The sequence below is a fragment of the Roseateles sp. P1_C6 genome, from assembly GCF_056406315.1.
The window spans coordinates 192289-217565 of sequence record NZ_JBFUAK010000006.1 but is presented as its reverse complement, the minus strand read 5'-3'; the positions used below and the strand labels follow the sequence as shown (position 1 = coordinate 217565).

26 protein-coding genes are annotated in these 25277 nt (G+C 69.8%); 13 read left to right on the top strand and 13 right to left on the bottom strand.

Annotated features, from left to right (window positions below):
* Positions 1-73 precede the first annotated feature (73 nt).
* Together AC1D29_RS15040 and AC1D29_RS15035 are read left to right on the top strand one after the other, a co-directional pair.
* Positions 74-3265, top strand: coding sequence for an efflux RND transporter permease subunit (locus AC1D29_RS15040; RefSeq protein ID WP_477898714.1), 3192 nt, complete (start codon positions 74-76; stop codon positions 3263-3265).
* A gap of 2 nt (positions 3266-3267) precedes the next feature.
* Positions 3268-4635: an efflux transporter outer membrane subunit gene (locus AC1D29_RS15035; RefSeq protein ID WP_477898712.1), complete on the top strand. Its 1368-nt coding sequence runs from the start codon at positions 3268-3270 to the stop codon at positions 4633-4635.
* Here AC1D29_RS15035 and AC1D29_RS15030 read toward each other — a convergent pair.
* The 5 genes from AC1D29_RS15030 to AC1D29_RS15010 form a co-directional block, all read right to left on the bottom strand.
* Entirely contained in the window at positions 4619-5290 is a 672-nt protein-coding gene (locus AC1D29_RS15030) for a GNAT family N-acetyltransferase (protein WP_477898710.1), read from the bottom strand. The genes AC1D29_RS15035 and AC1D29_RS15030 overlap by 17 nt on opposite strands.
* Before the next feature lie 6 nt (positions 5291-5296).
* A complete protein-coding gene (locus tag AC1D29_RS15025) occupies positions 5297-5773 on the bottom strand; it encodes a MarR family winged helix-turn-helix transcriptional regulator (protein WP_477898708.1) in 477 nt (158 codons plus the stop codon).
* Between the two features lie 75 nt (positions 5774-5848).
* Positions 5849-7081: a glycoside hydrolase family 19 protein gene (locus AC1D29_RS15020; protein ID WP_477898706.1), complete on the bottom strand. Its 1233-nt coding sequence runs from the start codon at positions 7079-7081 to the stop codon at positions 5849-5851.
* The gene (locus AC1D29_RS15015; RefSeq protein WP_477898705.1) at positions 7078-7737 is read right to left on the bottom strand and encodes a hypothetical protein; all 660 of its coding nucleotides are present in this window, start codon (positions 7735-7737) and stop codon (positions 7078-7080) included. The genes AC1D29_RS15020 and AC1D29_RS15015 overlap by 4 nt, the downstream gene beginning before the upstream one ends.
* A gap of 73 nt (positions 7738-7810) precedes the next feature.
* On the bottom strand, positions 7811-8014 hold the full coding sequence (locus AC1D29_RS15010; RefSeq protein ID WP_056875494.1) for a hypothetical protein: 204 nt from the start codon (positions 8012-8014) through the stop codon (positions 7811-7813).
* Between the two features lie 168 nt (positions 8015-8182).
* Here AC1D29_RS15010 and AC1D29_RS15005 point away from each other — a divergent pair, with 168 nt between their 5' ends.
* On the top strand, positions 8183-8743 hold the full coding sequence (locus tag AC1D29_RS15005) for a thymidine kinase (RefSeq protein WP_477898703.1): 561 nt from the start codon (positions 8183-8185) through the stop codon (positions 8741-8743).
* Positions 8744-8911: 168 nt separating this feature from the next.
* Here the strand turns inward: AC1D29_RS15005 and AC1D29_RS15000 are convergent, their stop codons facing one another.
* From AC1D29_RS15000 to AC1D29_RS14990, 3 genes are all read right to left on the bottom strand, one after another.
* Entirely contained in the window at positions 8912-9148 is a 237-nt protein-coding gene (locus tag AC1D29_RS15000; protein ID WP_477898701.1) for a hypothetical protein, read from the bottom strand.
* Positions 9149-9242: 94 nt separating this feature from the next.
* A complete protein-coding gene (locus tag AC1D29_RS14995; RefSeq protein ID WP_477898699.1) occupies positions 9243-10004 on the bottom strand; it encodes an enoyl-CoA hydratase/isomerase family protein in 762 nt (253 codons plus the stop codon).
* Positions 10001-10723, bottom strand: coding sequence for a hypothetical protein (locus AC1D29_RS14990; RefSeq protein WP_477898697.1), 723 nt, complete (start codon positions 10721-10723; stop codon positions 10001-10003). The genes AC1D29_RS14995 and AC1D29_RS14990 overlap by 4 nt, the downstream gene beginning before the upstream one ends.
* 50 nt (positions 10724-10773) lie before the next feature.
* Between AC1D29_RS14990 and AC1D29_RS14985 the strand changes: the two genes are divergently transcribed.
* Positions 10774-12432 carry an alkaline phosphatase family protein gene (locus AC1D29_RS14985; protein WP_477898695.1) on the top strand — a complete coding sequence of 553 codons (1659 nt, stop codon included), beginning with the start codon at positions 10774-10776 and terminating at the stop codon, positions 12430-12432.
* Here the strand turns inward: AC1D29_RS14985 and AC1D29_RS14980 are convergent.
* Entirely contained in the window at positions 12422-13063 is a 642-nt protein-coding gene (locus AC1D29_RS14980) for a hypothetical protein (protein ID WP_477898693.1), read from the bottom strand. The genes AC1D29_RS14985 and AC1D29_RS14980 overlap by 11 nt on opposite strands.
* 24 nt (positions 13064-13087) lie before the next feature.
* Positions 13088-13885 (bottom strand): head GIN domain-containing protein, encoded by a 798-nt coding sequence (locus AC1D29_RS14975; RefSeq protein ID WP_477898691.1) that lies wholly within the window; start codon positions 13883-13885, stop codon positions 13088-13090.
* 128 nt (positions 13886-14013) lie between these two features.
* Here AC1D29_RS14975 and ypfJ point away from each other — a divergent pair, with 128 nt between their 5' ends.
* The 6 genes from ypfJ to pssA all read left to right on the top strand — a co-directional run bounded on the left by ypfJ (position 14014) and on the right by pssA (position 18749).
* Complete coding sequence (gene ypfJ, locus AC1D29_RS14970) at positions 14014-14883, top strand: KPN_02809 family neutral zinc metallopeptidase (protein WP_477898689.1); 870 nt, start codon at positions 14014-14016, stop codon at positions 14881-14883.
* Between the two features lie 151 nt (positions 14884-15034).
* Positions 15035-15763 carry a hypothetical protein gene (locus tag AC1D29_RS14965; protein WP_477898687.1) on the top strand — a complete coding sequence of 243 codons (729 nt, stop codon included), beginning with the start codon at positions 15035-15037 and terminating at the stop codon, positions 15761-15763.
* Positions 15764-15836: 73 nt separating this feature from the next.
* Positions 15837-16112, top strand: a complete 276-nt coding sequence (locus AC1D29_RS14960; protein WP_477898685.1) for a MarR family transcriptional regulator — start codon at positions 15837-15839, stop codon at positions 16110-16112.
* Complete coding sequence (locus AC1D29_RS14955; RefSeq protein ID WP_477898683.1) at positions 16106-17011, top strand: HprK-related kinase A; 906 nt, start codon at positions 16106-16108, stop codon at positions 17009-17011. Before AC1D29_RS14960 ends, AC1D29_RS14955 begins: the two co-directional genes overlap by 7 nt.
* On the top strand, positions 17008-18120 hold the full coding sequence (locus AC1D29_RS14950) for a nucleotidyltransferase domain-containing protein (protein WP_477898681.1): 1113 nt from the start codon (positions 17008-17010) through the stop codon (positions 18118-18120). Before AC1D29_RS14955 ends, AC1D29_RS14950 begins: the two co-directional genes overlap by 4 nt.
* A gap of 11 nt (positions 18121-18131) precedes the next feature.
* Positions 18132-18749: a CDP-diacylglycerol--serine O-phosphatidyltransferase gene (pssA, locus tag AC1D29_RS14945; protein WP_477898679.1), complete on the top strand. Its 618-nt coding sequence runs from the start codon at positions 18132-18134 to the stop codon at positions 18747-18749.
* Here pssA and AC1D29_RS14940 read toward each other — a convergent pair.
* The gene (locus AC1D29_RS14940; protein WP_477898677.1) at positions 18746-18967 is read right to left on the bottom strand and encodes a hypothetical protein; all 222 of its coding nucleotides are present in this window, start codon (positions 18965-18967) and stop codon (positions 18746-18748) included. The genes pssA and AC1D29_RS14940 overlap by 4 nt on opposite strands.
* 297 nt (positions 18968-19264) lie before the next feature.
* Between AC1D29_RS14940 and AC1D29_RS14935 the strand changes: the two genes are divergently transcribed.
* On the top strand, positions 19265-19438 hold the full coding sequence (locus AC1D29_RS14935) for a hypothetical protein (RefSeq protein ID WP_477898675.1): 174 nt from the start codon (positions 19265-19267) through the stop codon (positions 19436-19438).
* Here AC1D29_RS14935 and AC1D29_RS14930 read toward each other — a convergent pair whose 3' ends face one another.
* Complete coding sequence (locus AC1D29_RS14930) at positions 19439-20356, bottom strand: LysR family transcriptional regulator ArgP (RefSeq protein WP_477898673.1); 918 nt, start codon at positions 20354-20356, stop codon at positions 19439-19441. It lies immediately after the preceding gene.
* A 73-nt stretch (positions 20357-20429) separates the two neighbouring features.
* Between AC1D29_RS14930 and AC1D29_RS14925 the strand changes: the two genes are divergently transcribed.
* Entirely contained in the window at positions 20430-21068 is a 639-nt protein-coding gene (locus tag AC1D29_RS14925) for a LysE/ArgO family amino acid transporter (RefSeq protein ID WP_477898671.1), read from the top strand.
* Positions 21069-21085: 17 nt separating this feature from the next.
* Entirely contained in the window at positions 21086-22375 is a 1290-nt protein-coding gene (locus AC1D29_RS14920) for a D-amino acid dehydrogenase (RefSeq protein ID WP_477898669.1), read from the top strand.
* Positions 22376-22445: 70 nt separating this feature from the next.
* Here the strand turns inward: AC1D29_RS14920 and prsT are convergent, their stop codons facing one another.
* Positions 22446-25229 (bottom strand): XrtA/PEP-CTERM system TPR-repeat protein PrsT, encoded by a 2784-nt coding sequence (prsT, locus tag AC1D29_RS14915; protein WP_477898667.1) that lies wholly within the window; start codon positions 25227-25229, stop codon positions 22446-22448.
* Positions 25230-25277 lie beyond the last annotated feature (48 nt).

Sequence of the window (25277 nt, the reverse complement as noted above, 5' to 3'; positions counted from 1 at the left end):
GGTGGCGGCCCGTGGGGGCGGCTTTTGCTCTGAAAGCCACCCCGCTCCTCAGAGCCCCCTGAAGGAAGAACCAATGAACCTCTCCAAATTCTTCATCGACCGCCCGATCTTTGCGGGCGTGCTGTCGCTGCTGATCTTCCTCGGCGGCCTGCTGTCGATCGGCGCGCTGCCCATCTCCGAATACCCGGACGTGGTGCCGCCGTCGGTCGTCGTGCGCGCCCAGTACCCCGGCGCCAACCCCAAGGTCATCGCCGAGACGGTGGCGACACCGCTGGAAGAAGCCATCAACGGCGTCGAGGACATGCTCTACATGAGCAGCCAGGCGACCACCGACGGCCTGATGACGCTGAACGTCACGTTCAAGCTGGGCACCGACCCCGACAAGGCGCAGCAGCTGGTGCAGAACCGCGTCTCCCAGGCCGAAGCGCGGTTGCCCGAAGAGGTCAAGCGCCTGGGCGTGACGACGGTCAAGAGCAGCCCCGACCTGACCATGGTCGTGCACCTGACCTCGCCTAACGACCGCTACGACATGACCTACCTGCGCAACTACGCGTTGCTCAACGTCAAGGACCGCCTCGCGCGCATCCAGGGCGTGGGCCAGGTGCAGTTGTTCGGCTCGGGCGACTACTCCATGCGCGTTTGGCTGGACCCGCAGAAGGTCGCCGAGCACGGCCTGTCGGCCAGTGACGTCGTGCGCGCCATCCGCGAGCAGAACGTGCAGGCCGCCGCTGGCGTGGTCGGCGCGTCGCCGGGCCTGCAAGGCATCGACCTGCAGCTGTCCATCAACGCGCAAGGCCGCCTGCAGACGGCCGAGGAGTTCGGCGACATCATCGTCAAGAGCGGCGCCAACGGCCAGGTCACGCGGCTGCGCGACCTGGGCCGGCTGGAGCTGGGCGCGTCCGAGTACGCGCTGCGTTCGCTGCTGGACAACAAGTCCGCCGTCGCCGTGCCCATCTTCCAGGCCCCGGGCGGCAATGCGCTGGACATCTCCAAGAACGTGCGCGCGACGATGGCCGAGCTGAAGGCCGTGATGCCCGAGGGCGTGGACTACACCATCGTCTACGACCCGACGCAGTTCGTGCGCGCGTCCATCGAGTCCGTCATCCACACGCTGCTGGAAGCGGTCGCGCTGGTGGTGCTGGTCGTCATCCTGTTCCTGCAAACTTGGCGCGCGTCCATCATCCCGCTGCTGGCCGTGCCCATCAGCATCATCGGCACGTTCGCGGTGATGCACCTGTTCGGCTTCTCCATCAACGCGCTGAGCCTGTTCGGCCTGGTGCTGGCCATCGGCATCGTCGTGGACGACGCCATCGTGGTGGTGGAAAACGTGGAGCGCAACATCGCCTCGGGCCTGAGCCCGCGCGAGGCGACCTACCAGGCCATGCGCGAGGTCTCCGGGCCCATCATCGCCATCGCGCTGGTGCTGATCGCCGTGTTCGTGCCGCTGGCCTTCATCAGTGGCCTGACGGGCCAGTTCTACAAGCAGTTCGCGCTGACCATCGCCATCTCGACGGTGATCTCCGCGGTCAACTCGCTGACCCTCTCGCCCGCCTTGTCGGCTCTGCTGCTGAAGGGCCATGACGCCCCCAAGGATGCGCTGACGCGCGGCATGGACAAGGTGTTCGGCCGCTTCTTCGCCGGCTTCAACAAGCTGTTCGCCCGCGGCTCCACGGCCTATGGCGGCGGTGTCAAGCGCGTGCTGTCGCGCAAGGCCATCATGCTGGGTATCTACCTGGCCCTGGTCGGCGCCACGTTCGGCCTGTTCAAGCTGGTGCCCGGCGGCTTCGTGCCCGGCCAGGACAAGCAGTACCTGATCGGCTTCGCGCAGCTGCCCGACGGCGCGACGCTGGACCGCACCGAAGACGTCATCCGCCGCATGACCGAGATCACGCTGAAGACGCCGGGCGTCGAGCACGCGGTGGCCTTCCCCGGCCTGTCGATCAACGGCTTCACCAACAGCTCCAACTCGGGCATCGTCTTCGCGACGTTGAAGCCCTTTGCCGAGCGCAAGGGCAAGGCGCTGTCGGCCGGCGCCATCGCGGGCCAGCTGAACGCGCAGTACGGTCAGATCGAGGACGCCTTCATCGCCATGTTCCCGCCCCCGCCGGTGCAGGGCCTGGGCACGACCGGCGGCTTCAAGCTGGAGCTGCAGGACCGCGGCAACCTGGGCTACGCGGCCATGGACGCGGCCACCAAGGCCTTCCTGGGCAAGGCCTACCAGACGCCGGAGCTGGCCGGGCTGTTCAGCAGCTTCCAGGTCAACGTGCCGCAGCTGTATGCCGACCTGGACCGCACCAAGGCCCGCCAGCTGGGCGTGGCCGTGACGGACGTGTTCGACACGATGCAGATCTACCTCGGCAGCCTGTACGTGAACGACTTCAACCAGTTCGGCCGCACCTACTCGGTCCGCGTGCAGGCGGATGCCGCCTTCCGCGCGCGCTCGGAGGACATCGGCCAGTTGAAGGTCCGTTCGGGCTCGGGCGAGATGGTGCCGCTGTCCGCGCTGATGACGGTCAAGCCCAGCTTCGGGCCCGAGCGTGCGATGCGCTACAACGGCTTCCTGGCCGCCGACATCAACGGTGGTGCGGCGCCCGGCTTCTCGTCGGGCCAGGCCCAGGCCGCGGTCGAGCGCATCGCCGCCGAGACGCTGCCCCCCGGCGTCGGCTTCGAGTGGACCGACCTGACCTACCAGGAAAAGATCGCCGGCAACTCCGCGCTGTGGGTGTTCCCGCTGGCCATCCTGCTGGTCTTCCTGGTGCTGGCCGCGCAGTACGAGAGCCTGGCCCTGCCGCTGGCCATCATCCTGATCGTGCCCATGGGCCTGCTGGCCGCGATGACCGGCGTGTACCTGAGCCATGGCGACAACAACGTGTTCACGCAGATCGGCCTCATCGTGCTGGTGGGCCTGTCGGCGAAAAACGCGATCCTGATCGTCGAGTTCGCCCGCGAGCTGGAGTTCGCCGGCCGCACGCCGGTGCAGGCGGCGATGGAAGCGGCACGGCTGCGGCTGCGCCCCATCCTGATGACGTCGATGGCCTTCGTGATGGGCGTGCTGCCGCTGGTGCTGTCCACCGGCGCCGGCGCCGAGATGCGCCAGGCCATGGGCGTCGCGGTGTTCGCCGGAATGATCGGCGTGACCGTGTTCGGCCTGTTCCTGACGCCGCTGTTCTACGTCGGCATGCGCCGCCTGAGCGGCAACGCACCGCTGCGCCACCACGGTGGTCAGGCCGCCGTGCCGCCCGCCGCCCTGCCCCAAGGAGAGTGACCATGAAAAAAACTTTGACCGCCCTGTTCGTCGCGCTGCTGCTGGCCGGCTGCGCGTCGGTGCCGCCCATCGAGGCGTCGCAACTGCCGCAGGCGCCCGCGGCCTACAAGACCGCCGGCGCCGAAGCGCCCGCCATCCAGGCCGCCTGGTGGCAGCCGTTTGCTGACTCGACGCTGGACGACCTCGTCGCCCGCGCACTGGCCGCCAACACCAGCGTGCAGGCCGCCGCCAACCGGCTGACGCAGGCCCGTGCGGCGCTGAGCGGCGCCGAGGCCAACCGCCTGCCGCAGGTCGGCGTCGCAGCGGGTGCCGGCCGCGCGGCAGACCCGGGTGCGCAAGGCATCACGCAGTACAGCGCCGGCCTGAACCTGGCCTATGAGCTGGACCTGGGCGGCCGCCTGCTGCACGAGCGTGACGCCAGCCAGCTGGACGTGCGCGCCCGCGAGCAGCTGCTGGCCGACGCGCGCCTCTTGGTGCAGGCCAATGTGGCCCGTGGCTACCTGGCGCTGCGCGCGCTGGACGCCGAGCGCGACATCGTGCGCGGCACCGTGGCGGCCTATGCCGAGACGCTGTCGCTGACCGAGAAGCGCGCCCGCGCCGGCGACGTGGCCGACCTGGACCTGGCCCGCGTGCGCGCCGAGCTGGCCGCCAACGAGGCCGAGGCCTTCGCGCTGGACCGCCGCCGCGTCGAGCTGGAAACGGCGCTGGCCGTGCTGCTGGGCGAGCCGGCGTCCAACTTCCGCCTGCCCGCGACGGCGTGGACGACCGCGCTGCCGGTCGTGCCGGCGGGCCTGCCGTCCGAGCTGCTGCAGCGCCGCCCCGACCTGGCCGCCGCGCGCAGCCAGCTGCTGGCCGCGCAGGCGCGCGTGGGCGTCGCGCAGGCCGCCTGGTGGCCCAGCCTGACGCTGACGGCCCAGGGCGGCGGCGCGTCCAGCGAGCTGTCCAACCTGCTGAAGAGCGGCGCCAGCACCTGGGGCATCGGCCTGCTGGCCGCGCTGCCCATCTTCGATGGCGGCCGCCGCGAGGCCGGCGTCAACACGGCCAAGGCGCAGCTGGAAGGCAGCTCCATCGCCTTCCGCGAGCAGTTCCTGCTGGCGCTGAAGGATGTGGAGGACCAGCTCGGCGCGCTGACACTGCTGCAGCAGCAGGGCGAGGCCAATGCCCGCGCCGTCAGCGCGGCCGGCCAGGCATTGAAGCTGTCGGACACCCGCTACCGCAACGGCCTGGTCAGCCAGCTGGAGCTGCTGGACGCGCGCCGCAGCGAGCTGGCCAACAAGCGCGCGGCGCTGCAGGTGCGCTCGGCGCAGTACCAGGCGACCGTGGGGCTGATCCGCGCCCTCGGCGGCGGCTGGTCTAACCCCGGCGCTTGAGCAAGGCGACGTTCACCGCGGTGCGCACGACGAAGCCCAGGCTTTCATAGAGCGCAATCGCCGCGGTGTTCGTCGTCCACGCGTGCAGGAAGGCCTGCTCGCCGCGGCGCTGGATCTCGGCCGTCACGGCGGCCGACAAGCGCCGCGCCAGGCCCCGCCCGCGAAAGTCGGGGTGCGTGCAGACCCCGCTGACCTCCACGTGGCCGGGAAAGCGCATGCGCTCCCCGGCCATCGCCGCAAGACGACCATCGATGCGCACGCCGATGAAGCGGCCCATCGTGGGCGTGCGCGGCAGGAAGGGGCCTGGCTCGGTCAGCGTCGCCAGCGCCAGCATGTCGGCCGCGTCGGCCTCGCCCAGTACCTGCGGACCGTCGTCGATGTCGAGTAGGCGCGTCGCCACCATCTGTACGCCGGGAGCCTCCTTCGCGGCCACAAGGCTCGGCGGCAACGCGATGCGCGGCACCTGCAGCAGGTAGACCGCGTCATCGTCGCCTTGCACCAGGGCCGCCAGCGCGGCCAGGTGCTCGGGCGAGTCGTCGCGCGCGGATGCAAAGCGGTTGATGTCGGGCTTGAAGCGCCGCGCGCGCTCATCGCCGTCGGCCCAATGCGGCTGGTGCTGCAGGCTGGCCCAGACGGGCCGGTCGAGGTCGGTCATCGTGGCTTACTCCGGCAGGCGCTGCAGCAGCGGCTGGTCGACCAGCGCGTCTTCCAGCGCCGCCAGCTGCGTCAACAGGTCGCCGCGCAGACCGGCACAGGCCTGGGCGACGGCGGCCTCGATGGCCGGCCAGGCCTCGCGCTGCGAGCGCTGCACCAGCCCGCGGCCCTTGCGGCTCAGCGCGACGCGGCGCACGCGCCGGTCTTCCTCGGCCGTCTCCGATTCGACGAGGCCGTCGTCCTCCAGCCCGCGCAGCGAGCGCGTGATGACGGGCTGGCTGACGCCCACCGCCTGGCTCAGCTCGCCCACGCTCAGCGCGCCCAACCGGTCCAGCGCCGCCAGCAGCGGAAAGTAGGCCGCTGGCTGCTCGAAGCCATGCGCCGCCAGCACCGCCTGCGTCTGCGCCTGCAGCGTCTCGCCGATGCGCTTGAGCCGCGTGCCCAGGCTCAGATGGCCCAGCTCCCTGACTACGTCTTCCACCATCCGAGGCCTCTTCGATCAATTGCATACCATGCTATGTAAAAGATCGCGGGCCGTCAACGACGGCGAGACTCGGAGTCAGGCGCCCAGCAGCGCCTTGGCGCGCAGCAGCAGCCGGCGCCGGTCGTCGATGCCGTTCAGGCCGCCGTTGACGCGCTTGGTCAGCGTCGTCAGGTCGTCGGCATCGGCCAGGGTGTTCAGGTTCTTCTTGGCCCAGAACCAGCCGGCCACGTCCACGCACAACTCGGGGTCGCTCTCGACCAGCTCGGGCTTGTCCAGCAGCTCCGCCTCGCGGCCGATGGCGCGGCCGTAGTCGCCGTAGTTGGCGCGGCCGGTCAGCTGGATCAGACCGCGACCCTTGAACTTGCGGCCGTCACCGGGCTGCAGGTTGCCCAGGTCAACGCGGCCCTGGTAGGCCTCGCCGTTGGCGATCTCGGCGCGGAAGCGGAACTCGCCGGACTCGTGGCCCACCTGGGCCAGGAAATGCGCCTGGCGCAGCGGTGTGTCGATGTGGCGGTTGGCCATGACCTGCTTGAGCCGCGGCGAGAAGTCGGCCACGTCTTCGTCCTTGGCGCGCAGATAGAGCAGGCTCAGCCAGGGCGGCGCCAGCGCGTCGGGCAGGGATTCGCACAGGCTCAGCAGCGTCGTGCCGTTCGCATCGACGCGCCCGTCGGGTTCGGTGCGGCCCATGGCGCTGCGCTGGAAGGCCATGATGGCGTCCAGCGTCTTCTGCCCGAAGGCGCCATCGGCCTTCAGCGGCTCCGTCAGCGCCACACGGCCGGCCGTGCCGCAGAGGTTGAGCAACTGCTGCACGCTCTCGACGTCGTCGCGCGCATTGCTGCACTGGGCACCGACGGCGCCCGTGGTCAGCCCGCGGCCTCGCGCACCGGCCGGCACCGCCACGGTGGCGGGAGCCCCGGCAGGCGAGGCCGGCGCCGTTGCGGTGGCCGACGCGCCCTCGCGGCGCTCGAAATGCGGCGTGTCCTTGAAGCTGGTCCAGTTGCCGCCCCAGCGGTTGGCGCTGTCCAGACTCTCCCAGTATTGGCCGATGGGTCGCAGCACCTCGACGTCGTAGACCAGCACCGGCCGACCATCGGCGCTGTCGCGGAAGAAGTTCAGGTCGACGGCCAGGCGCTTCAGGTGCTGGCTGGACATCGTCGTGCTGCGGCCGTTCTTGACGTGCAGTGCCTGCTGCTCGGGCGTGCGGAACAGCTCGCCGCCCGACGCCGAGAAGCCCAGCTCGCTGGCCTTGCGGATGAGCTCGCAGACATGCAGCAGGAAGACCGATTGCTCGCGCACGAGATCACTCATGGCTTGCCTCCGCGGCTGAGATCCTCTTGGGCGTCGGCCTGCATGGCCGAGCTCTGCGCCCGGATCGCATCACCCAGCTGGCCGATCTTCTCGTCCTTGGCCTTGCTGCCGGCGCTGGAGCCGAAGAAGTACTGGATGATGGCCGACAGCGACACGCCGAGCAGGAAACCCAGCACCGTGTCGATGACGCGCGCCGACTCCTTGTTCGCCTCCGTGTACTGGTGCATGAAAGCTGCCCAGAAGATGAAGATGAAAGTCAGCAGCGTCAGCACGCTGGCGTAGATGTAGATGAAGCGCCGCACCCAGGGATCGTTGTTGCCCATCGCCGACTCCTGCATGTGACGCGCGCTGGCGCGGTCTGCGGCGGCGATGCGCTCGTACTCGAGCATGTTGGCATCGCTCTTCTGGCGGTACTCCAGCAGCTTGCCCTGGTAGTCGAACTCGAACTGCTTGAGCTGCGCCCACTGGGTGTCCGTGAGCTTGTTGTCGGCGACATCGTTGATGTCGATGCCGGTCTTTTCCTGGATCAGGTTGGCGATTTCCGCCGTGCCCTTGTTGACCGCGCCGCGGAACACGCCGCTGAGCAGGTCCAGCCCCTTTTGCGCAAGCTGCGGCGCTATCGCCGACATCGCCGCCGCGATCAGTGGAATAGGCATCTCTGCTGCTCCCGGTCAGGTAAGACCGGGTCAGCTTAGGCGGCGCCCCGACGCGCCGCATCCATCGAAATGACTAAGGCAGCGTCTTGCAGTTGGGCTTGCAGACCACCTCGTTGCGGCCAAGCAGCCGGATGGACTGCAGGCTGGCCGGGGCGCGGTGCTTGCCGCATTTGAAGCAGGAGCGGGTGTGGCCGCTGCCGAGGAAGGGCGAACCGCCCACTTTCGACTGGTAGCGCAGGCCATCTTGGCGGACCGCGGTCACGGTGTCTTTGCTCATTCTTCAGACAGGTCGGGACGAAAGCAGGATTGAGCCATGGCGAAGATGACAACGCCATCTCGCAAGCCCGAAGTTCGACGCGCAAACGGCGCCAAAACGCGGGATTTCCCGACCCCAATCTGCGGGGTCGGCCAGCGGGGACAATGCCCGGCTGCTCCAGACACCCCCATGGCCAAGCTCTTTTTCCGCTACGCCGCGATGAACGCCGGCAAATCCACCGCCTTGCTGCAGGTGGCGCACAACTACGAGGAACGCGGCCACCGCGTGCGCATCTTCACGGCGCGGCTGGACGACCGCTATGGCCGCGGCTTCGTCACGTCGCGCCTGGGCCCGCAGCGCGAGGCGGAGCAGTTCGACGCCGACACCGATTTCCTGGCGATGGCCGACGAGACGCCCGGCATCGCCTGCATCCTGATCGACGAGGCGCAGTTCCTCACCAAGCGCCAGGTCCAGGCGCTGCACGAGTTGGCGCACCTGCGCAACCTGCCGGCCATCTGCTACGGCCTGCGCACGGATTTCCAGGGCGAACTCTTCCCCGGCTCGGCCACGCTGCTGGCGCTGGCCGACGAGATGGATGAGATGAAGACCATCTGCGACTGCGGCCGCAAGGCGACGATGAACATGCGCGTGGACGCCAGCAACCGCAAGGTCACCGAGGGCGCGCAGGTCGAGATCGGCGGCAATGCACGCTACCGGTCGGTCTGCGGCCGCTGCTTCCGTCAGGGATAAAACAAAAGGCGGCCAGAGGCCGCCCATGGACACGAGCAAGGCGGGGCGCCTGCATGGCGCCGCCGCTGGACCGCTTCAAGGCGGCGCCGCTCGATTCACTGAGAGGCCCAGGTCCGCCAGTGAATCGCCCCCTCGGGGCCAGCCCGCGTGACCGCGGGCGGGGCAAACCTATTTGCTGGCGATCTGCGCGTCCAGCTCCTTGCAGGACGGCGAGCAAACCGGTTGGGACTTGCCAAGGAGTTTCTTGGACTTGAGCATCGCGCGCGGCCGGTGCTTGCCGCAGAGGAAGCAAGACATCGTTGCTGCACCGAAAGAGGAGGTCGCCGCGAACGGCGAGCCCGGGGCTTTGGAGCGGTAGCGCAGACCATCCGCTTCGATGGTGGTCTTGGTGGTTTCTTTGGCCACACTGGTCCTGTCGAAGAGTTGTAAAGGGGGGCGCCGGGCAGGCGCGCAGGCCCCATATTTTCCACGATGTGGCGAAAGCCCTGGCCTAGGGCTTTCAACCCCCCTTGAATCGCGCTGGTCTCTTGCCCGCCCAGGCGGCCTGGCCCTCGATCAGATCGGCGGAATCGCGCGCCTTCAGGATGTCGGCTGCGAGCCGCTCTTCATCCAGCCGGCCGGCCGCAATCGCGTTCAGATGCTGCTTCATCGGCAGCAGCGCCAGCGGCGCCATGCCACGCAGTTCGGCCGTCAGCGCGGCCAGCGCCGCGTCCAGCGTCGCCACGTCCGGCAGCAGCTGGTCCAGGTAGGCGCAGTCCAGCAGTGCCGTGGCGTCCAGCGTGCGCCCGGCCAGCAGCACCTGCTTGGCCGTCGCCAGGCCCAGGCGGTTGACGAAGCGCCGCAGGCCGCTGGCATAGAAATGCAGGCCGATGCGGGCCGCCGGCACAAACATCTCGCAGGCGGGCGCGCCGAGGCGGAAGTCGCAGGCCAGCGCCAGGTCGGCCGCGCCGCCATAGACACCGCCATGCAGCCGCGCGATCGTGATGGGGCGCGCGGCCTCCAGCGCATCGGCCAGTTCGCCAAAGCGGGCCCCGGCGTCAATGGCGCCCAACGCGCCCAGGTCAAAGCCACTGCAGAAATGCCTGCCCTCGCCGGCCAGCACCAGCACACGCACGGCCGCGTTCGCATTCACCTGCTCGATGAGCTCACGCAGCGCGCCGAGGTCGTCGACGGCGAGCCGGTTGGCCTGGCGTGGCCGACGCAGCGTGATGCGCGCCAGCCCGGCGTCGATCTCCAGCAGCGGCGCCAACCCACCACTCACGCGGACCGCCTGGCGATGTGCCCCTGGCGCACATAGGCGTCGTTCAGGCGCGCAAAGCTCTTGCCGCGCTCGGCCTCGACCAGCTCGCGCAGCGCCTGGGCATGCGCCGCGCGCAGCCCGGCGTCGTGGTGCAGCACCAGCTCGGCCACCAGACCCCAGTCCGTCTCCAACTCGCCCGGCCAGACCAGCGCCTCGGCAGGCAGCTCGGCGAGCAGCTGGTGCAGCGCGCCAAACAGCGTCTCGGCGCCGACCAGCGCGGCCATCTCCGGCCAACGGCCCAGCAGCGGCGCGTCCAGGCGCTGCGGGGGCCACAGCGCGCACAGCCACTGCGGCGCATGGTTCTCGACCAGCGGCCCCTGCGGTGTCTGCACGACCTCGGCGCTGGCGCCCCGCACGCGCCGCGCCAGCGCCGTCCAGGCCTGCGGCTGCCATTGCGTGAGCAGCCGCGCGTCGGCCGCCGGGCGCGCGGGCGGCAGGTCCAGCACCGGCACCACGACGACGGCGGGCGGTGGCAGGATCTCGCGCAGCTCGATGTCCTCAACGTCCTGGATCTGATAGCCGCGCGCCTTCATGCGGGCCTTCTTGGCCTCGTCCAGGCCCGCGCCACCGGCCTGCAGCAGCCGGTGCAGCTCCAGGTCCTGCAGCGGCGTGGGTGCGGGCGCGCGCCAGCCGTCCAGCACGCGGGTGGGGTCTTGGGTTTCGGAAGCCGGGCCAGCCATGCGGTGATTGTGACGACGTAAGCTCGCGGCCTCGTTGTCACAAAAACGTCATGACACACACCCGCCGCCGCCTGTTGGGCCTGGCCCTCGCCAGCGCCGCCCTGTCCACCTTCAGCGGTTGCACGACGCCGCCGCCCGCCGCCGCGCCGCAGACACCGAAGCTGCTGGTGCTCGTCGTCATCGACGGCCTGCCGATGCGCCAGGTCACCGGCTACCGGGAGCAGCTCGGCCCCGACGGCTTCGCGCGCTTTCTCGACCATGGCCGCTGGTTCTCGCAGGCCCATTACGGCCACGGCCACACGGTCACGGCGGCCGGGCACTCGGTGATGCTCAGCGGCGCGTATCCGCAGCGCAGCGGCATCATCAGCAACGAGTGGCGCGACCCCGCCACCGGTGAGCCGGTCTACAACACCGGCGACACGGCCTATCAGTACATCGACAACCCGACCGCGCCGCTATCCGGCACCAGCCCGCGCAACCTGAAGGTGCAGACGCTGGGCGACGTGCTGCGCACGCGCTCGCCCGAGTCCAAGGTCATCGGCATCTCCGGCAAGGACCGCGGCGCCATCCTGCCGGCGGGCCACAAGGGCACGGCGTACATGTACATGACCGAGACCGGCCGGTTCGCGTCCAGCACGTACTACATGCAGGCCCACCCGCAGTGGGTGACCGACTTCAACGCCGCCAAGCCCGCCGACGCCTTCTTCAAGAAGACCTGGGCGCCCGCCCTGCCCGAGGCGGCCTACGCGCGCTCCGTGCCAGACGGCCAGTCCTGGCAGGTCGCCAGCGGCAACGGCAACAAACTGCCGGCCGTCATCGGCGACAAGATGGACGGGCCGGGGCCGCGGTTCTACGGCAACCTGCTCGCCTCGCCCTTCGGTGACGAGCTGACGCTGGCCTTCGCGCGCGCCGCCGTCAGCAACGAGAAGCTGGGCCAGCGCGGCGTGCAGGACATCCTGTCGGTCAGCCTGTCCAGCCACGACTACATCAACCACGCCTTCGGCCCCGAGTCCCGGCTGTCGCACGACCACACGCTGCACCTGGACCGCCACCTGCAGGCCTTCTTCCAGTTCCTGGACAAGACCGTGGGCGCCGGCAACTACGTGCTGGCGCTGACGGCCGACCACGGCTTCACCGACACGCCGGAGTGGGCCTCAAGCCAAGGCCGCGACGCTGGCCGGTTCGCGAGCGGCCCGTCGCTGGCCGTGGTGAACGGCGCGCTGAGCGCGAAATTCGGCGTCGACAAGCTGGCGCGCGACTTCTCCGCCGCCGGCCTGCTGCTGAACGAAAAGCTCGCCGCCGAGCGCGGCCTGAAGTTCGCCGACGTGCAGGCCGCGGCGCGCGAGGAGCTGCTGAAGCTGCCCGGCGTGGAGACGGTCTTCACGCGCGAGCAGCTGCTCGGCAACGACCGCACGACGCCCTACCTGGAAGCCATGCGCAAGTCCTTCGACCCGACCCGCGCCGCGCAACTGCAGATCGTGCTGAAGCGCCACTGGATTGCCAGCTACCGCCCCGGCGGCAGCACCCACGGCAGCCCGCACGACTACGACACCCACGTGCCCCTGCTGTTCTGGGGGCCGGGCTACGTCGGCCGAGGCGAGGTGAAGGATCGTGTCGAGGTGGCCGACCTGGCGCCGACGCTGGCAGCGATTGCCGGCCTGCCCGCGCCGGCCCAGGCGCAAGGCCGGGATCTGGGCCTCAAGCCCTGAGCAGCAAGGCCGTCGCCGACTCGCCCCACTGGGCCTCGGTCAGCACCAGCCCACCGAGGCGCTCGACCAGCGCCGCCGCCTGGGCAGGCCCGGTTGACGGCAGGATCAGCAGCAGCCGCCCGTCCTCCAGTCGCGCGCAGCCGTCCTCGCCGCGGATGCGGGCGAGCAGCGCCTGGGGGTCGACGCCGGGCGGCGTCGTCGCGACGCACAGCGGCCAGGCGCGGGGGTCGGTCAGCAGCGTCTGCAGCAACTCGCGGCCGGACTGCGGCCCCAGCAGCTGGCCCGTCGCCGGCCGCGGCCGCGCCAATGCGCTGATGTCGATGCCGGTGCAGGCCCAGCCGCCGTCGGCCAGCCGCTGCTCCACCCACCAGAGCCGGCGGCCGTCACGCCAGGCCTGCTCGTAGCCACGTTGCGCAACCCGGCTGTGTCGCTCGGGCCGCTCCACCGGCCCGATGCCGGTGGCCTGCGCGGCCTTGACCATGTCGGCCCAGCCGGGCAGCTCGGCGTCGTTGAGCGCCCAGGCGGCGCGGAAGGCTGCATTGGCCTGCAGCAGCCGGTCATCGGCACCGAACAGCGCCAGCAGGACCGGGCCATCGGCCAGGGCCTGCCACCAGAGATCGCTTGGCTTCACCCGGGCATTGGAACCCAGCGCATCTCAGCGGCGATGGATTTCGCCCGAACCGCTGACGCTTTGGCGCAACTGCGGCCGGCCGGCGTAGCTCAGGTCGCCCGAACCGCTGAGCTGGGCGTCCAGCTGCTCCGTGACGCCGATGGCCACGTCGCCCGAACCGTTCAGCTCGACGCGGGCCGTGCGGCCGGTCAGCGAACGCGCGTCGACGTCGCCCGAGCCGCTGATCTTCCAGCTCTGCTGCTCGGCCCGGCCGGCCACACGCACGTCACCGGAGCCGCTGATGCTCACAGTCAAGTCCTTCAGCTCGACCAGGCCGAAATGCACGTCGCCCGAGCCGATGACGCTCAGGCCCAGGCCGTCGCCCTTGAAGCGCTCGACCGTCAGATCGCCCGAGCCGTTGATGGCCACGGCCTGCAGCGCCCGTGCATCGACGCGGACCGTGGGCGACAGCCGGGTCGTGAAGCCAGTGTCGCGCTTCATGCGCACGATCAGCGTGTCGCTCTCGACGACCGTCTCGACCAGCGGCTCGATGTTGTCGTCGGCAACGACGGTGGCCTGGTCGCTGCCGGCCTGGGTCAGCCTCACGTCGAAGGGCCCGTCGATGCGCAGCTTTGTGAAGGCGCCCAGCGCCCGGGCCTTCTCGACCTTGACCCCGGTGCCGCGCACGCGGTTCTTGCCGCCGCCGTATTCGATCGGCCCGTTGAAGCTCGCCGTCCAGCCGTCCGACTCTTTCTTGATGCGCAAGCGCCAGTCGTTGTCACCGGCGAAGGCGGCGCTGGTCGTCAGGGCGGCGGCGAGGGTCAGCAGGGCAAGGCGTTTCATTTGGGAACTCCGGGTTCAGCGATGCGGCCGTAGTGTGGCCAGGCGGCCTGCGCGACGCCTGTGGCGGGCGACAGACTGCATTTCTGCGGTCACGGGCCGTAGGATGCCCCGACCAGCAGGAGACGAGCATGAAATGGGAAGGCCAGCGCGAGAGTGACAACGTCGAGGACGTCCGCGGCAGCGGCGGCCGGGGGGGGCTGCCCATCGGCGGCCGTGGCCTGGGGGTGGGCGGCATCGTGATCGCGCTGCTGGCCTCCTGGGCCTTCGGCATCAATCCGATGACTGTGCTGGGCCTGCTGGATGGCGGCGGTGGCCAGCCCGCCCAGCCATCCGCGCCGGCCGAGTCCCGTCCCCAGGACCCGGCCGCCCGTTTCGTCAGCACCGTGCTGGCCGACACCGAGGACGTCTGGGGCGCCTACTTTCAGCGCAGCGGGCAGCAGTACCCTGCCCCCAAGCTGCGCATCTTCCGCGGCAGCGAGCCCACCGCCTGCGGCACCGGCGAGGCGGCCATGGGGCCGTTCTACTGCCCGGCCGACCGCAAGGTCTACATCGACCTGGCCTTCTACGACACGCTGCGCGAGCGGCTGGGCGCCCCGGGCGACTTCGCCCAGGCCTATGTCATCGCCCATGAGGTTGGCCACCACCTGCAGAACCTGATGGGCACCACCGAGAAGCTGGACCGCGCCCGCGGCCGCGTTTCGGAACGTGAAATGAACGCAATGAGCGTCAAGCTGGAACTGCAGGCTGACTGCTATGCCGGCGTCTGGGCCAATTTGTCGCAGCGCAGCAAAGGTTGGCTGGAACAGGGCGACATCGAGGAGGCGCTGAACGCCGCCGCCCAGATCGGCGACGACACGCTGCAAAAGCGCAGCCGCGGCAGCGTGGTCCCGGAGAGCTTCACCCATGGCAGCAGCGCCCAGCGGGTGCGCTGGTTCAAGCGGGGGGCCGAGGCGGGAGATTTGAAGGCTTGTGACACTTTCACCAACCCGACCCCCTGAGTGAAGCTGCCACCCGTTCGAGGGGGGAACGGGCCTATCGACCGCCACGGCTTCTGTGAAACACTGTCTTAGACGGCTCACATGACTGCACTAGCATGGCGGCCGTCCATGCCATGCAACCGGTGTTGCGCAGGCCTAGCAGGGTTAAAACATGAATGAGCGCACTCCCTCCGATCCCGAAATGGGCGGTTCCATGGAACCGCCCAAGCTGCCGCCCGCCTCGGCCCGGGTGAGTGCGTCTCGCCGGCAGTTTGCCAAGGCAGGCGCGGCCGCGCCGGTCGTTCTGGGCAGCTTGCTGAGCAAACCGGCACTGGCAACCCAGCCCTACAACTGCACCATTTCCGGTCAGATGTCAGGCAATGCCTCACCCCGCCCGGGCAAGGTGGACTGCAAGACTCTCGGCAAGTCGCCCGGCTTCTGGAAGAACAACGCGGGCTGGCCGACGGGCACGATCAAGGGCACGCTGCCCGGTTCGACCTGCAGCTTTGCCACCAAGGGCACCGTCTTCGGCGGCTTCGCCAGCGGCGGTTTCGCGCTGGTTGATGCCTTCCGCTACAAGGCAGAAGCGTCGGGTTGCAACACCTACGGAATGCGCGACCCGGCTTTCGGTTCCTGCGCGACGTCGTCCAAGGCCACCCTGCTGCAAGTGTTGAACACGCCCGGCGGCCTGAACGACACGATGATCTATGCCCTGGGCCGCGCGACGGTCGCGACCATCCTGAACGCGCTGAGCATTGGTCCGGACTATCCCGTCTCGGTGGCCCAGGCGATCAAGATGTTCAATGCGGTCTGCCCAGCCGGCGGCAGGTACCAGGTCAACAGCACCATCTCCTGGGACGACAACCAGGTGATGGCGTATTTCCAGAGCCTCTATTCCTGAGCGCCAACGGCGATCGGTGTGAAACTTCGGGCGTCCGCAAGGGCGCCCGAACTTTTTATTGCTCCACATTCCCGTGATCACGCCCGATTCCGCCTCGCCGCCGCACTGGACGCTCACCCACGGCGCCGACCTGGCGATCCGGGTTTGGGACGAGGACTGTGTCGTGCACCACGCGCTGTCCAACGACACCCACCGCCTCGCGGCCTGGCTGGTGCCGGCGCTTCAGCGCCTGGGCGAGCAGCCGCCCGCCGGCCTGGATGAGTTGGCGGCGCTGATGGAGGTCGAACCGGCCACGGCCACCGACACGCTACAACAGCTGGAGCAGGTGCTGCTGGTGCGCCGATGCTGACGCTGGGCGGGCTGCCCAGGCGGGAGCTGCAACAGCGGCTGCATCAGGGCCTGACGCTGCGCACGGGGCCGTTCGCCTACCGCATCCGCAGCGACTGCGCACCGGTTGCCGCCGGCCTGGCGACGCTGTATGCCGATTTCGAGATCGAGCCAGAGCAGGCCATCGCGGACTTCCACGTCCATGTGCGCGCCGTCGGCGGCCTGCGTCGCTGGCTGGGTCCGCAGGTCGACTTCCGGCTCGACCAGCATTCCCCCTTCCTGCCGCTGCCGGCCAACCATGCGTTCGCGTTGCTGGAATGGGGCATGAACTGGTGCCTGGCGAGCCAGGCCAACCACTACCTGCTGTTCCACGCCGCCGTGCTGGAGAAGGACGGCCAGTGCCTGGTCATGCCGGGCGAGCCTGGTGCCGGCAAGAGCACGCTGACGGCGGCGTTGATGCTGTCCGGCTGGCGGCTGCTGTCCGACGAGATGGCCATGATCGACCGTGACGACGGCCTGATTGCCGCACTGGCCCGGCCAGTCAGCCTGAAGAACCAGTCCATCGCCGTGATCCGCGGCTTCGAGCCCGCCGCGGTGCTGGGCGAGGCAGCGCTGGACACGCACAAGGGCACGGTCTCGCACCTGCGCCCGTCTCCCGACAGCGTCGCGCGTCGCGACGCCAAGGCGCGGCCGACGCAGCTGGTCTTCCCGCGCTGGCGTGCCGGTGCCGCGACGGCGCTGTCGCCGGTTGGCAAAGCGCTGGCCTTCGAGCGGCTGGCCGACCACGCCTTCAACTACAGCCTGCTGGGCCGGCTGGGCTTCGAGCTGACAGCGGACCTGATAGACGCCTGCCACTGCTGGGATTTCGAGTATTCGGACCTGCCGCAGGGCATCGCCGCGCTGGGCGGGCTGCCGCGATGACGCCGCGCTGGACCGCCCTGCTGGACTCGCTGCGCGAGCCCGCCTGCATGGGCCGCCACGATGCGGTGACCTGGGACCTGCTGCTGCGCCAGGCGCTGTCGGCCGGACTGCTGGCCAGGCTGGGCGCGTTGGCGCGCCAGGTCGGGGTCGAGCCCCAGTTGCCGGTCCCCGTGCGCCGGCAGATGCGGGCGCTGCTGGCACTGTCCGCCGAGCAGCGCCGCGCGGTGCGCTGGGAGTTGGTGCAGCTGTCACGCGCGCTGGAGGAGCTGGCCGGACCGGTGCTGCTGCTGAAGGGCGCGGCCTATGTCGCCGGCGACCTGCCGCCGGCCGCCGGCCGCCTGTTCTCCGACATCGACCTGCTGGTGCCGCGCGCGCAGCTGGACCAGGCCGAGGCCGCACTGATGCTGGCCGGCTGGGCCAGCGCCGCCGAGAACAGCTACGACGACCGCTACTACCGGCAGTGGATGCACGAGCTGCCGCCGATGGTGCACCTGCGCCGCCAGACCGTGCTGGACCTGCATCACAACATCCTGCCGCTGACGGCGCGCATCCAGACACCCAGCGCGCCGCTGTTGGCTGCTGCCCAGCCGGTTGCCGAGTTCCCGCGCTTCAGCGTGCCCGCGCCGCTGGACCAGGTGCTGCACAGCGCCACCCACCTGATGCACGAGGGCGAATGGGGTCATGGCCTGCGTGACCTGGTCGACCTCGACAGCCTGCTGCGCCGGCATGCCCAGGCCGACAGTTTCTGGGACGCGCTGCTGGCCCGCGCTGCCGAGTTGTCGCTCGGCCGACCGCTGTTCTACGCGTTGAGCCTGTGCCGACGCTGGCTGGACACCCCCGTGCCTGACGCGGCGCTGGCGCACTGCCCGGCCCGGCCGGGGCCGCTGACACGGCGCCTCATGGACGCGGTGTTCGCCCGCGCCCTGACCAGCGCCCACCGCGGCTCCCTGGCGCCGGGAACGCGGATTGCCGAATTTGTCCTCTACCTGCGCAGCCACTACCTGCGCATGCCTTTGCATCTGTTGTTGCCCCATCTGCTCGTGAAGGCCCTGGGCCGCACCGGCCCGGCCCAGGCCAAGCAGCCGGACGGCGCCGTCGGCCGACCCTGAGCGCAAACGCCATGGACAAACCCAAACCCTTTTCGATGATCCGCGAGTTCCACCTCGCCGACTGGTTCACGCTGGGCAACGCCTGCGCCGGCATGGGCGCGCTGTTTGCCGTGATGACGTTTCTGCAGAGCGGCGAGCGGCTACACCTGCAATACGCCTGCGCGCTGATTCCCATCGCGCTGGCCTTCGACGTGCTGGACGGCCGCATCGCGCGGTGGCGCCAGAAGAGCTCGGCGCTGGGCCGCGAACTGGATTCGCTGGCCGACATCATCTCGTTTGGCGTCGCACCGGCCGTCATCGCCTATGGCTGCGGCATGCAAGGCCTGTACGACCGCATCGTGCTGGTGTTCTTCGTCGCCTGCGGCGTCAGCCGACTGGCGCGCTACAACGTGACGGCCGAGAAGCTCAGCGCCGGTTCGGACAAGGTCGCCTACTTCGAAGGCACACCGATCCCGACGTCCATGCTGCTGGTGGCGGTGCTTTGGGTGGCGGCCTCGCAGGCTGCCATCGGCGACGCACTGTGGGGCGGGGTCTGGTGGATCGCCGGCTACCGGCTGCACCCGCTGGTGCTGATGTTTGCGCTGTCCGGCTCGTTGATGGTGAGCCGGATCCGGATTCCCAAGCTTTAGGCGGTACGCCGCGACAGCCAGCTCAGCGGCGAATCCTGCGGCCCGCGGCCGGATTGCGATTCGAGGAAATCACTGGGCGACTGGCTGCGGTATTCGCTGATCGCGCCGCCGTCCAGGCAGGCGTCCAGCCCGAAGGCAGTGCCGAGGTCGGCCGGGTCCGGCTCGCTGCGCGCAGCGACGTCACGGCGGAAAAAACGCAGCGCTGGAACGAATCGCATGGCAGACCTCTTTACGTGACGCAACCGATAACCGCATCGGCTTCGTGGACTCAGTGTGCGGGATTCGTGTGACAAGAGAACCCCCCATCTGTGAGTAAATATTGCCTCTGATGGCAATACCACACACTCAGTCCGGGGGGTTTGCCCAGTAGGCATCGAGGTTGTGGCCGATTTGCATCGCGCGGCGGGCGTTTTGCGTTTGCACAACGCTGGCCAGATCCCCTAGTCCTGATGAGCCATTCGGCTCTCGCAGCGCTTAAGCTGCGCGACCCTGCCTGTCCCCCCGCCGGCCTCCCCATGAGTAGTTCGTTATTGAAATGGATCGCCAACGGCGTCATTGCCGTCGTGCTGATGAGCACGCTGTGGCTGGCGCAAGCCGTCCACCCTGGCGATCAAGGCCCCAGCTTGCTGCTGGCCCAGGTCATTCCCTCGGCTGAGGCGGCGTCCGCGCCGGCCACGACGACGCGCTGATCAGCCCAGCGCCCGCCGCGCGCCGTCGGCCAATGCCTGGCCGATCTGGTCCAGCAGCGCGCCACGTCCCTGCAGCTGCCACTGGTGCCAGTACAGCGCCACGTCGACGCCCACGTCGGGCTTCAGCACGGCCAGCCGCCCCGCGTCGACGAAGGGCCGCACCTGGATTTCCGGGGCGACGCCCACGCCCCAGCCCATAACGGCCGCGTTGACGTAGGCCTCGCTGGACGGCACGAAACGTTCGCGCAGTCGCGGCGAGCGCACGCCGAAGGCCTGCGACACCCACTGCACCTGGCTGTCGTCCTTGCGGTTGAAGACGAGAAACGGCGTGTCGGCGAAATTGCCAGCGTGCAGGCCATGAATCGGATCGCCCTGCAGCTGGGCTGCCAGAAAGCCCGGGCTGGCCACTGCCACATAGCGCATGACACCCAGCGGCTGCACGCGGCAGCCCTGCAGCGCCTCCGCCACCGTCGACACGCAGCCCAGCACGGCGCCCTGGCGCAGGCTGTCGTGGGTGAAGTCCTGGTCGTCGACGACCAGCTCCAGCCCGTAGCCCTCGCGCAAGCCCTGCTGAACGAGGCTGTCCAGCGCTGGCAGCACCCAGGTCGCCAGGCTGTCGGCGTTGATGGCGATGGCCAGGCGCGACTGCGGCGCCACGCGCTCGCCCAGTTCGCGGGCCACGTCGACACGCAGCGCCTGCAGCTGGCGGGCGAAGCGCAGCAACACCTTGCCGGCCTCGGTCAGGCGCAGCGGCCGCGAGCGCACGACCAGCGGCTGGCCGACCTGGGCCTCGAGCCCGCGCAGCCGCTGGGACACCGCGCTCTGCGTGATCGACAAGCGCTGCGCGGCGCGCTCGAAACCTTGTTCATCGGCCAGCGCGGCCAGGCAGTCCAGCGCGGCGGGATCAAATTCATTCATAAGCATTGCTAATGTATGGCGAAGAATATGAATGCAGCTTCTTGAATGGCAGGTGGCTGCGGAGAATCCGCCGATGCCTGCTCCAGCCCTGGCCTCTGTGACCGCGCCCGCCGTTTTTGCGCAGGGCTGGGCCATGGGCGCCGGCCTCATCCTGGCCATCGGCGCGCAGAACGCGCTGGTGCTGCGCCAGGGCCTGAAGCGGGAGCATGTCGGCGCCGTCGTCGCGGTTTGCACGCTGTCGGATTGGCTGCTGATCGCGCTGGGCGTGTTCGGCCTGGGCGCGCTGATCCAGGGCAGCCCGCTGCTGCTGGAGGCTTTCCGTTTCGGCGGCGCGGCCTTCCTGCTGGGCTATGCGCTGCTTGCCGCCAAGCGTGCCTGGCGCCCGGCCGCGGGGCTGGAAGCCGCCGGCGTGGCGTCCAGCCTGGGCGCGACGCTGTCGGCCGCCTTCGCCTTCACCTATCTGAACCCGCACGTCTACCTGGACACCGTCGTGCTGCTGGGCGGCCTGGGCGCGCGCCAGCCGCCTGAGCTGCGCGGCGCCTTCGCCGCTGGCGCCTGTGTGGCGTCGGCGATGTGGTTCGGCCTGCTGGGCTTCGGTGCGGCGGCTGCCGCCCCGAAGCTGCGCAGCGCCCACACCTGGCGGGTCATCGATGGCCTGGTCGCTTTGCTGATGGCCGGCCTGGGTTTACAACTCCTCCTGCAACCGCTCTGACAACTCGAAAGACCGTCATGAAGATCGTCGTTCTCGGCGCCGGCATCATCGGCATCGCCACCGCCTGGTACCTGCTCGACGAGGGGCATGAGGTCATCGTCGTCGACCGCCAGGCCGACGCGGCGTTGGAGACCAGCTTCGCCAACGGCGCTCAGATCTCGGTGAGCTTCTGCGAGCCCTGGGCCAATGCCGGCGCGCCGTTCAAGGTCGCCAAGTGGCTGCTGCGCGACGACTCGCCGTTGCTGTTCCGCCCGCGGCTGGACCCCAACCAGTGGCGCTGGGGCCTGGCCTTCCTGATGCAGTGCACGAACGCCGCGTTCGAGCGCAATGTGGAGGAGCTGGTGCAGCTGGGCCGCTACTCGCATGAGTCGCTGAAGGCGCTGGTCGACCGTACCGGCATCGAGTACTGCCGGCTGGAGCGCGGCATCCTGCACTTCTTCTCCAGCCAGGCCGACTTCGACAACGGTGCGGCGGGCGCCGAGATCATGCGGCGGCATGGCGTGGACCGCCGCGTGCTGGGCCGCGACGAGGTGCTGAAGATCGAGCCGGCGCTGGCCAGCTTCGGCGCCAACGTTTTCGGCGGCACCTTCACGCCCAGCGACGAGAGCGGCGACGCCAAGGTGTTCACGCAGAAGCTGGCGCGGCTGTGTGCCGAGCGCGGCGCGCAGTTCCTGTACGAGCACGACATCCTGGCGCTCCAGCGTGATGCCGGCGCGGGCGACGGCATCGAGGCCGTGCAGATCGCCCACACGCGCAGCGGCGAGCGCAAGACGCTGAAGGCCGATGCCTTCGTGGCCGCGATGGGTTCGTACACGCCCGAGCTGGTGAAGCCGCTGGGCGAACACCTCAACATCTACCCGGCCAAGGGCTATTCGGCGACGCTGCGGCTGAAGAAGCCCGAGGCCGCCAGCGTCGTCAGCCTGCTGGACGACAGCCGCAAGATCGCCATCTCGCGCCTGGGCGACCACATCCGCATTGCCGGCACGGCCGAGCTGTCGGGGTTCGACCTGAACCTGGATTCACCGACGGCGCGCGTGCGCTGCGCGGCGCTGGTGAAGCGCTACGAGGAACTCTTCCCCGGCGTGGCCGACACCAGCGAGCCGAACTACTGGACCGGCCTGCGCCCCAGCACGCCGACCAACATCCCCTACATCGGCCGCAGCAAGAAGGCACGCAACCTGTGGATCAACGCCGGCCACGGCACGCTCGGCTGGACGCATGGCGCCGGCTCGGGCCTGGCCATGGCCGAGCTGATCGCGGGCCGGCGGCCGGCGATGCCGGACTTCGGCTTCTACGGCCAGGTCTGAGACCCCCTCGTCCCAGGCGCGCCTTGGCCGGTCCCCGAGGGGACGACCCAGCGCCCGGCCCAAGCCGAATTCAGAGCGTCTTCAGCAGCGCGTCGACCTGCTTCTGCTGCGGGAACTTGTTGCCCAGCCTGGCCAGGCTCTCCAGCTCGGCCTTGGCCGCCGGCTTGTCGCCGGACTGGATCAGGATCTGCGCCAGATTGAGCTTGTAGCCGGGCTGGTCGGGCTTGTCGCTGATGAGCTGGCGCTGCACGCTGATCGCCTTGGTGAAGTCCTTCTCGTTGGCCAGCACGGTGGCATAGGTGTCGCGCAGCGCGCCGTCGTCGGCCTTGAGCTTGAGGCCGCGCTCGGCCAGCTCGCGTGCGCCGGGCTTGCCGGCCTTGCTGCGCAGCCAGGCGACGTTGTTGATCAGCGAGACGGCATCGGGGTTGCGCTTGAGCAGCGCTTCATAGCGGCTCAGGGCGCCGTCGAGGTCGCCGCGCGTCAGCGTCAGGTCGGCGGCGGCGGCGGCGAAGCCGTTGTCCTGCGGATGGGCGGCCTGCCACTGCGCCTCGAAGGCCAGCGCCTCGTCGCGCTTCTTGGCGGCCAGCAACACGGCGAACAGGCGCGGCGCCGCGTCGCCCGGCTCGCGCAGCGCCGTGGCCTTGCGCAGCGCGGCAATGGCGGCATCGAAGTGCTGGCGGCCGACCTCGATGTCGGACTCGACGACCAGCGCGTAGGCCTCCTGCGGGAACTTCTTCTGGCGCTCCCGCGCGGCGGCCAGCGCCTCGTCGACCCGGCCCTGGCGGGCGGCCAGCTGGATCATCAGCCGCTGCGCCACCATCGAGCCCGGCTCGGCCTCCAGCGCGCGCTTGACCTCGCGCTCGGCGCCGGCGTAGTCCTGGTCCATGAAGCGCAATTGCGCCAGGCCCAGCCAGCCATGCGCACGCGACGGCGCCAGCGCGGTCAGGCGGGCGTAGGTCTTGCCGGCCTGCGCCTTGTCGCCCGAGGCGAGCTGGGTGCGCGCCAGGCGCTCCATCACGTCGGGGTTCAGCGGCAGCGCGGCCGCGGCCTCCTGCGCCGCCTGCGCCGCAGCGCCCGTGCTCCCCTGGCGCAACTGGTGGTCGATCTGCGCCAGCCTCAGCGTGGCCTCGGAGGGCTCGGCACGCACGGCGGTGGCCAGCACCTCGGTGACGCGCGCGGGCGGTGCCTTGGTCTGCACCAGCAGCTCGGCCAGCGCCAGGCGCGCCTGCGGCGAACGCGGCTGGCTGGCGATGAAGCCCTCCAGGCGCTTGACGGCGGCGTCCTGCCGGTCGGCCCGCATGTCGATGGCCACGAGGCCCAGCACCGCTGGCAGATAGCCGGCATCGGCCTTCAGCGCGGCCTCGAACGAGGCCTGGGCGGCGGCGGTGTCCTTGCGCACCAGGTGGATGCGCCCCCGCAGGCCCTCGGGCACGGGGTTGTCCTTCATCTTGGGCGCCAGCTTGTCGAGCGCGGCGAGCGCGGCGGGATAGTCCTGCCGGCGCATCAGCGCATTGACCAGCATCAGGTCGTAGTTGCTGCCCGTGTCCTTGGCGGCCAGCTCGCGCAGCTGGCTCAGCGCCGCGTCCGCCTTGGCCTTGCCGCCGCCACCGGGCGTGGCGCTGTCGCGCGCAATCGCCGACAGGGCCAGCGCGGCCTGGGTCTTGGCATCGTCCGGGCGCAGCTTGGCGGCGGCGCCGAAGGCCTGGTCGGCGCCTTCAAAGTTGCCCTGCATCAACTGGGCCTTGCCGGCCAGCAGCAGCGTCTCGGCATCGGCCTTGCCGCTTTCCAGCAGCGGGCGCAGCGTCTCCAGCGTCTTGCCCGGCGAGCGGCGCAGCAGCTGCAGGCTGGCGAATTGGCGGCGCAGCCCGGTGTCCTCGGGCGCCAGCTTGAGCGCCTGGTTCAGCAAGTTCTCGGCGTCGGCCAGCTCGCCCAGCTGCTGGTGCGCGCCCGAGGCCAGCCGCAGCAGCGGCAGGTAGTTGGGCATCAGCTTGAGCAGCGGCAGCGACAGCTCGCGGGCCTTGGTGGGGTCGTTCTTGGCCAGCGCCAGCTGGGCCTGCAGGAACCGGCCCTGCGGCTTCTTGGCGATGGCCGGCGGCATCTCCTCGACGAGCTTGGCCGCCACCTCGACCTGCTGGCGGCCGAAGGCCAGGCGCACGAGCAGCGAGCGGGCGTCATAGCTGTTGGGATCGAGGGCGACCACCTGGGTCAGCAGCGGCTCGGCCTCGGTGGGCTTGCCGCGGGCCAGCAGCACCTCGGCCTTCAGCAGCAAGGCCTTGGTGGCCTTGGGGTTGCGCAGCAGCAACTCGTCCAGCGCGCTGACGGCTTCGTCGGCAAAGCCGGCCGCGAGCTTGGTGCGCGCGCTGACGATGACGGCCGGCTCGGACTCCGGCGTCAGCTGCAGCGCCCGCACCGCGGCGGCCTTGGCCTCGGTCAGGTTGCCCTGGGCCAGGAAGGCCACCGCCAGGTGCTGCAACAGCGTCGACATGGCCTTGGGGTCGGCCAGGCTCTGGTCGGAGAACTCGCTGATGAGCTTGCGCGACTGGCCGGAGTTCAGCAGCGTCTGCGCCAGCAGCGGCGCCAGCTCGTCGCGTGGTGCGCCCAGCTCCCAGGCGCGGCGCAGCTCGATCTCGGCGCCGGCCAGGTCGCCGGACTCCAGCAAGGCCTTGCCAAGGAGGTACCGCCCATTGGCGTTGTCAGGGTTGTGCTGCAGCAGATTCTTCAGTTCGATGACCGCACCGGCCGCGTCCTTTTGCTCCATGCGCTTCTGCGCGGCAGCGAGCAATTCCTGCTCGGAACGTTGGCCGCAGGCGGCCAGGGCGGCCGCCAACATCAGTGCGAAATAGCGCGTCTTCATCGGTTCTCCAGAGCAGGCGCGCGATTGTGTTCCTAGAATCCGCGCCCC

Bases quoted from the DNA above. Each gene is read 5' to 3' on its own strand.
- AC1D29_RS15040 (WP_477898714.1), top strand. From the start codon at position 74: ATGAACCTCTCCAAATTCTTCATCGACCGCCCGATCTTTGCGGGCGTG.
- AC1D29_RS15035 (WP_477898712.1), top strand. From the start codon at position 3,268: ATGAAAAAAACTTTGACCGCCCTGTTCGTCGCGCTGCTGCTGGCCGGC.
- AC1D29_RS15030 (WP_477898710.1), bottom strand. From the start codon at position 5,290: ATGACCGACCTCGACCGGCCCGTCTGGGCCAGCCTGCAGCACCAGCCG.
- AC1D29_RS15025 (WP_477898708.1), bottom strand. From the start codon at position 5,773: ATGGTGGAAGACGTAGTCAGGGAGCTGGGCCATCTGAGCCTGGGCACG.
- AC1D29_RS15020 (WP_477898706.1), bottom strand. From the start codon at position 7,081: ATGAGTGATCTCGTGCGCGAGCAATCGGTCTTCCTGCTGCATGTCTGC.
- AC1D29_RS15015 (WP_477898705.1), bottom strand. From the start codon at position 7,737: ATGCCTATTCCACTGATCGCGGCGGCGATGTCGGCGATAGCGCCGCAG.
- AC1D29_RS15010 (WP_056875494.1), bottom strand. From the start codon at position 8,014: ATGAGCAAAGACACCGTGACCGCGGTCCGCCAAGATGGCCTGCGCTAC.
- AC1D29_RS15005 (WP_477898703.1), top strand. From the start codon at position 8,183: ATGGCCAAGCTCTTTTTCCGCTACGCCGCGATGAACGCCGGCAAATCC.
- AC1D29_RS14990 (WP_477898697.1), bottom strand. From the start codon at position 10,723: ATGGCTGGCCCGGCTTCCGAAACCCAAGACCCCACCCGCGTGCTGGAC.
- AC1D29_RS14985 (WP_477898695.1), top strand. From the start codon at position 10,774: ATGACACACACCCGCCGCCGCCTGTTGGGCCTGGCCCTCGCCAGCGCC.
- AC1D29_RS14975 (WP_477898691.1), bottom strand. From the start codon at position 13,885: ATGAAACGCCTTGCCCTGCTGACCCTCGCCGCCGCCCTGACGACCAGC.
- ypfJ (WP_477898689.1), top strand. From the start codon at position 14,014: ATGAAATGGGAAGGCCAGCGCGAGAGTGACAACGTCGAGGACGTCCGC.
- AC1D29_RS14965 (WP_477898687.1), top strand. From the start codon at position 15,035: ATGAATGAGCGCACTCCCTCCGATCCCGAAATGGGCGGTTCCATGGAA.
- AC1D29_RS14955 (WP_477898683.1), top strand. From the start codon at position 16,106: ATGCTGACGCTGGGCGGGCTGCCCAGGCGGGAGCTGCAACAGCGGCTG.
- AC1D29_RS14950 (WP_477898681.1), top strand. From the start codon at position 17,008: ATGACGCCGCGCTGGACCGCCCTGCTGGACTCGCTGCGCGAGCCCGCC.
- pssA (WP_477898679.1), top strand. From the start codon at position 18,132: ATGGACAAACCCAAACCCTTTTCGATGATCCGCGAGTTCCACCTCGCC.
- AC1D29_RS14940 (WP_477898677.1), bottom strand. From the start codon at position 18,967: ATGCGATTCGTTCCAGCGCTGCGTTTTTTCCGCCGTGACGTCGCTGCG.
- AC1D29_RS14935 (WP_477898675.1), top strand. From the start codon at position 19,265: ATGAGTAGTTCGTTATTGAAATGGATCGCCAACGGCGTCATTGCCGTC.
- AC1D29_RS14930 (WP_477898673.1), bottom strand. From the start codon at position 20,356: ATGAATGAATTTGATCCCGCCGCGCTGGACTGCCTGGCCGCGCTGGCC.
- AC1D29_RS14925 (WP_477898671.1), top strand. From the start codon at position 20,430: ATGCCTGCTCCAGCCCTGGCCTCTGTGACCGCGCCCGCCGTTTTTGCG.
- AC1D29_RS14920 (WP_477898669.1), top strand. From the start codon at position 21,086: ATGAAGATCGTCGTTCTCGGCGCCGGCATCATCGGCATCGCCACCGCC.
- prsT (WP_477898667.1), bottom strand. From the start codon at position 25,229: ATGAAGACGCGCTATTTCGCACTGATGTTGGCGGCCGCCCTGGCCGCC.